The sequence below is a fragment of the Kitasatospora sp. NPDC004799 genome (genome assembly GCF_040609095.1).
Lineage (GTDB): Bacteria > Actinomycetota > Actinomycetes > Streptomycetales > Streptomycetaceae > Kitasatospora.
Genome location: NZ_JBEXJK010000618.1, coordinates 1 through 3,270 on the forward strand (window position 1 = coordinate 1; position 3,270 = coordinate 3,270).

3 protein-coding genes and 1 pseudogene are annotated in these 3,270 nt (G+C 72.9%); all 4 read right to left on the reverse strand.

Annotated elements, in window-relative coordinates; genetic code table 11:
• Window positions 1–828: pseudogene (locus ABZW03_RS38955) on the reverse strand (ABC transporter permease); the annotation flags it as partial.
• Window positions 825–1,511 carry an ABC transporter ATP-binding protein gene (locus tag ABZW03_RS38960; RefSeq protein ID WP_355269331.1) on the reverse strand — a complete coding sequence of 229 codons (687 nt, stop codon included), beginning with the start codon at window positions 1,509–1,511 and terminating at the stop codon, window positions 825–827. The gene ABZW03_RS38960 and the pseudogene ABZW03_RS38955, both read right to left, overlap by 4 nt.
• Entirely contained in the window at window positions 1,508–2,041 is a 534-nt protein-coding gene (locus ABZW03_RS38965; RefSeq protein WP_355269333.1) for a PadR family transcriptional regulator, read from the reverse strand. Before ABZW03_RS38965 ends, ABZW03_RS38960 begins: the two co-directional genes overlap by 4 nt.
• 152 nt (window positions 2,042–2,193) lie before the next feature.
• Window positions 2,194–3,270: IPT/TIG domain-containing protein (locus tag ABZW03_RS38970; protein ID WP_355269335.1), on the reverse strand; the 1,077-nt coding region annotated here is incomplete at its 5' end.

The window sequence follows — 3,270 nt, forward strand, 5'->3', positions numbered from 1 at the left end:
GGGTGGCCGGCGTGGCCCATGTCCGAGGAGAGGCAGACGGTGCCGGCCAGCGCCCACCAGGGACTCCCCGGCGGCGATCCGGGCGGTCGTGCGGTGGTCCGCACCGCCCAGGCGCAGGGCGGCGAGCCGGCGGTCGCGCCGTTCGCCGCCGAAGCGCGCGGCGGCGGCGAGGAAGACACCGACCGGGGCCAGCATCACCGTCAGGCCGACGGCGTTGAGCAGGATCAGCTTCGAGTCCATGGGCTTGGGCGGCGAGAAGTGGCCGAACTCGGTGATCCGCAGGGCGCCGGTGTCCGCCGAGAGGTGGTCGCCGCCGAGCACGTACGAGGCCTGGCCGGGCCCGAGCAGCCCGGCCGGGCCGATGGTGCCGGTCACGGGGTAGGGCAGGCGCTCGCGCAGCAGGTGGTTGGCGGGGTCCCCGAGCAGCTCGGCCAGGGCCGGGGAGACGGCCATCTCGCCGGGCTTCGGGTAGCCGGACAGCCCGGGCGGGAGCGCGGCGGCCGGGCCCTCGGGCTGGACGATCCGGCCGCGGACGGGGGTGCCGTGGAAGGTGGTGTCGGCGCCGGCGACGAGGACCGTGCGGTCGGTGGGGGCGGGCAGGTCCTCGTCGTGGAAGAGGTCGTTCTGCACGTACAGCCGCTGGTCGCGGTGGTGCACGATGCCGGGGAACGAGGCGGTGAAGAGCAGCAGGGCCACGCCCAGGCCGACGCCGCAGGCGGTGAGCAGCAGTCGGCCCCAGCCGTCCCGTCCGTTGGTGAGGGCCAGTCGGGCGCCGAGGGCGAGGTGGTCCACGGCCGGCCAGCGGACCTTGGGGTCGGTGGCGCTCACCGGGCGGTGGCCAGGTCGCGGGTGCGGCCGTCGCGGACGACGATCTCGCGGTCGGCGTAAGCGGCGACCCGGACCTCGTGGGTGACCAGGACGACGGCCGCGCCGGTCTCGCGGGCGGCGCGGGTGAGCAGCTTCATGACGCGTTCGCCGTTGAGGGAGTCGAGGGCGCCGGTGGGTTCGTCGGCGAAGACCGCCTTGGGGCCGGTGATCAGGGCGCGGGCGGCTCCCACCCGCTGGCCCTGGCCGCCGGAGACCTCGCCGGGGCGCTTGGCGGCGAGGTCGGCCACCTCCAAGCGCTCCAGCCACTCGGTGGCGCGGGCCTCGGCGGCCTTGCGGCGGATGCCGTTCAGGCGCAGCGGCAGGGCGACGTTCTCCAGGCAGGAGAGCTCGGGGACGAGCTGGCCGAACTGGAAGAGGAAGCCGAACTCCGTGCGGCGCAGGGCGCTGAGTTCGGCGTCGGTGCTGGTGGTGAGGTCGCGGCCCTGGTAGGTGATGGTGCCCTGGTCGGGGCGGGTGATGCCGGCCAGGCAGTGGAGCAGGGTGGACTTGCCGGAGCCGGAGGGGCCCATGACGGCGACGAGTTCGCCGGCGGCGACGGTGAGCGAGGCGCCGGCGAGGGCCGGGGTGGGGCCGAAGGCCTTGTGGAGGTCCTGGGCGTGCAGGAGGGGCTGGGCGGTGGTCAACGCGGGGTCTCCGTCAGGCGGGCGGTGAGGTCGTCGAGGCGGGCGGCGGTGAGCTCCAGCCAGCGCAGGTCGGCTTCGAGGTGGAACAGGGCGTGGTCGCAGATCAGTTCGTCCGCGAGGTCGCCGGCGAGCTTGCGGCGGGTCAGTTCGCGCATGGTCCGCAGGTGTTCGCTCCGCTGGGCGTCCAGGACCTCGGTGGCCGAGCGGCCGGTGAGGATCGCGAGGACGACCTTCTGGTAGAGCGTGCTCTGCAGGTAGGGCTGGGGGTCCTCCGGCCGGGTGAGCCAGTCGGCGAGGTCGGTCACGCCCGCGTCGGTGATGGCGTACCGCTTGCGTTCCGGGCCGCCGTCGCTCTCCGTGCCCTCCACGACGACCAGGCCGTTCTTCAGGAGCCGGGAGAGCGTCGCGTACACCTGCCCGTAGTGCAGGGCGCGGTCGCGGCCGAAGTGCTCGTCGTAGAGGCGTTTGATGTCGTACCCGTGCCGGGGCTGGGCTTCCAGGAGCCCGAGGAGCATCTGTCCGAGTGCCATGATCAAGGACTATACACACCATGTATAAACCCCGTGTATAGCGGGGCACGGAACCCCGCCGGGGCCCCGCCGACGGGCCGTCGGCTGTGGGCCGTCGGCTGCGGGCGGCCGGGCCTCGGCTCAGCGGCCCGCGTACTCAGAGGCCGGTGTACTCAGAGGCCCGTGTAGGTGAACTCGTCGGCCGGGCTGGTGGCGGAGGCAATGTCGCCGACCTTCACGGTGACGTCCACCGTCTGGCTGTCGTCGATCTGCAGGGGCGCCACGGCGGTGAGCTGGGTGTCCGAGACCCAGGTGACGTTCTTCGACGCCTGGTCCTTGAAGTTCACCCCGGCGCCCCTGGGGAAGCCCGCGCCGGTGATGGTGACCTTGGTCCTCAGCGCCGGCCCGCTGGTCGGGTCGATGCCGGTGACCACCAGGGGCGCGGGGCCGCCGTAGGCGAACTGCCCCAGCGGCGCGACGGGCGTCGTGCCGAGCATGTTGGTGACGCGGACGTCCACGACGCCGACGCCGTCCGGCACCGTGACGGTGATCTGCGTGCCGCCCGGGTCGACGGAGGCGTCGGGGCACGGGACGGGACCGAAGTCGACGACACTGCCCGGGACGAGGCGGCTGCCCTGGATGACGACCGTGGAGCCGCTCGCGCCGAAGGCGGGACTGACGCCGGTCACCACCGGTCCGGGAGAGAGCAGGGAGGTCCCGAGCAGACCGAGGTAGGTGTTGTTCGCGTGCTGGTAGGCGGCCTGCCCCAGGAAGTCCGCCAGGGTGCTGTTGACCAGGTCCGGGTCGTACGTCGAGTAGGCCCCGTCCTGCGGCAGTTGCTGCCGCGCACCGGGCTGCACGTAGACGTTGCCCTTCGGGAGCCCGTTGAACACGTCGAACAGGTGGTGCACGGTGCCGTTGCCCGCCGGGCCGGGTGACGGGTACCACGCGTCCTCGTTCACCGTCTTCAGGTCGTTCCAGGCCAGCGGTACGACGTCCCAGGCGTTGACGTAGCGGTTGTTGCCGAGCAGCGGCAGCCCGTTGAGGTAGGTCGCGAAGCTCTGCAGCCCGGCGGTGGGGGCCGCGAAGGTCTCCAGCGCGAACTGCGGGACGTTGGTCCAGCTCTGCGCCTGCGTGTACAGGTACGGGGCGAGCGTGACTCCTCCCCCGGCTGAAGCCGGGGGCTTCTCGCTAAGCCGGTTGGGCTTCGCGACGGACCAGCCCGGCCCGTAGAACGTTCGTGGCTCCCA